At 73.0% G+C, this 2,381-nt stretch carries 1 protein-coding gene; it reads right to left on the reverse strand.

The features are described 5' to 3' along the window. Positions 1–61: 61 nt before the first annotated feature. Positions 62–1,624, reverse strand: coding sequence for a serine/threonine-protein kinase (locus ACWF94_RS38820; protein ID WP_453499742.1), 1,563 nt, complete (start codon positions 1,622–1,624; stop codon positions 62–64). Positions 1,625–2,381: the final 757 nt, after the last annotated feature.

The following is a 2,381-nucleotide window of genomic DNA, read 5'->3' on the forward strand; positions in this document are numbered from 1 at the left end:
CCGCCACACCGGAGCCGCCGCCTGCGAAGGGGACGCCGCCGTGCGTACGGGGAGCGCGGAGCTACGAGCGGGAGCAGCGGCCGGTCGGGCTGGCCGCCGGAGGGCGGCACTGCAGGCTGTAGTCGGCCGAGTCGTCGCTCAGATAGCGGCCCATACAGGTGCTCGCCGATGTCCTGTCGAGATCGGCGCAGAAGGACAGCGCGGCACGGCCGTCGGCGAAGGGGCCGGGGGCGTAGATCATCCAGTAGCCCGCCCGGAGCGACGCGTAGTCGTCACTGCGGACGAAGACCGCCCCGGGTACGGACTGCCGGACCCTGGCGAGCCGCCGGTCACGGTCCGCGATGCCCGCGCTGGCCGGCTGGGAGTAGAGCTGCGCGATCCAGCGCCCCGCGCGCGGGGACGGCTGCTCCTCGGCCTCGGTGGGCGCCGGAGCGGGCGCGGGCGCTGTGACGGTCCTGGTGTGGGTGGGCGCCGGTTCCGGTGGCCGCGTCGATCCGGAGGTCGGGGTCGCCGACGCGGACGGAGTGGTGACCTTCTTGTCGCTCCCGCCGGCCGCGTTGTCCGCCTTGTCGCCGTTGTCGCCGCCCCGGTCGCGCAGGGCCAGGAACAGCGTGGCCACCACGGCGACCACCAGTACCGACGCGACGGCGGCGACGACCGGCGTACGCTTCCGCGGCCGGTCCCCTGGTTGCGATGACCCGGCTGGTTGCGACGACCCGGCGACCGTCGGCCGGGAGACGTCCATCCGGGTGGGTACGGGCGGCACCGGACCGGAGGTCGGCACCGCCGTGGTCATGGTCGGCTGCGCCCAGTGCGGTGCGGTCCCCACCTCCACCGACGCCAGCATCCCGTCCAGCCGCGCCGCGTCGGGGCGGGCCGCCGGATCCCGTACGAGCAGGGCGTTCAGCACGTTCGCGAGCGGCCCGGAGCGCACCGGGGGCGGCACCGGGTCGTCGAGTACGGCGGCGAGGGTGGCGAGCGTCGTCGCCCGGCGCAAGGGGCTGACGCCCTCCACGCACACATACAGCACGACACCCAGGGACCAGAGGTCGGATGCCGGGTCGTCGTCGCGTCCGCGTACCCGCTCCGGGGCGATGTACTCGGGCGAGCCGACGAGTTCGCCGGTGGCCGTCAGCGAGGTCGAACCCTGGAGCGCGGCGATCCCGAAGTCGGTGAGCACGGCGGTTCCGTCGGGGCGCAGCAGGACATTGGCCGGTTTGACGTCGCGGTGCTGGATGCCCGCCGCGTGGGCGGCCCGGAGGGCGGAGAGCGTCTGGCGGCCGACGCGCGCCGCCTCAACCGGGGTCAGCGGGCCGCCGGCGAGCCGGTCGGCGAGGGACAGGCCGGGCACCAGCTCCATCACGATCCAGGGGTGCGGATCCTCGTCCACGATGTGATGGACGGTCACCACATTCGGGTGGTTGATCCGGGCGAGCGCCCTGGCCTCGCGCAGCACCCGCTCGCGTACCGCCCGGGTCGCTCCCGCGTCCGACCGGACGGCCTTGAGGGCCACCTCCCGGTGGAGCACGGTGTCACGTGCCCGCCATACCGTTCCCATCCCGCCGCTGCCGAGCCGCTCGACCAATGCGAACCGCCCGTCGATCACATCCCCCGGTGCGTTCATGAGCGACAGGGTAGTGGAGGGCCAGGTGGGAGCGATGCCGCCCGGTCGGGCCGCGGCACCGGCCGAATGACTCAGGGGGGTGCGTCCCAGATCCGTGGCGCGGCATCAGCAGGCCGCGGGTGCCCTGAGGGTCTCGCGGGGCGGGTGCTGAAACGGTGCGGGGTGGCGTGCTGCCGCCGGTGGTGCGTTTCAGCGCTGGTGCGATGCGGCGCTGGCGCGTTTCGGCGGTAGTGGCACGATCTCCACGCATGGCAGAGGTATTGGTCCAGACCTTTACGCGGCGGATACGAACTTATAGCGTGTCGGCAGATGCGAACGTATGCCGCAGTTTCATCAACCCCCCACTAGGAGTTACGCGTTGGCAGGAATCCTGTCGGCGTCCCCCGCGCCGCACACCAGGGCAGCCGAGCGTCCGGAATGGCGCGCAATGTCATGCCCATATCATGATCACCCCCCTCATGAGCGGCCGAGGAGCGACGGCCGCCCCGAAGGCCACCACGCCCACGCCAGGACCGGTGACGACCCCACATCGCCCGGACCGCCCGCACGAGCCCGCCGGGACCCCTGACGCCGCCCACCCCACACCGCCCCGGCCCCACCGGGGACACCCGCCGAACCCTTCGCTCGCATCGGACAGCGCGGGGCCGCTGTCGACCCCCCACATCCAACTCAAGATCATTTGATGACACCGTGCCGCAGCGCATCGCCTTGAGTTCGCCCCGCAGGCCGATGCTCTCGGCCCCGGTCCGCCGGGGCC

The sequence above is a fragment of the Streptomyces sp. NPDC055078 genome (assembly GCF_053607985.1).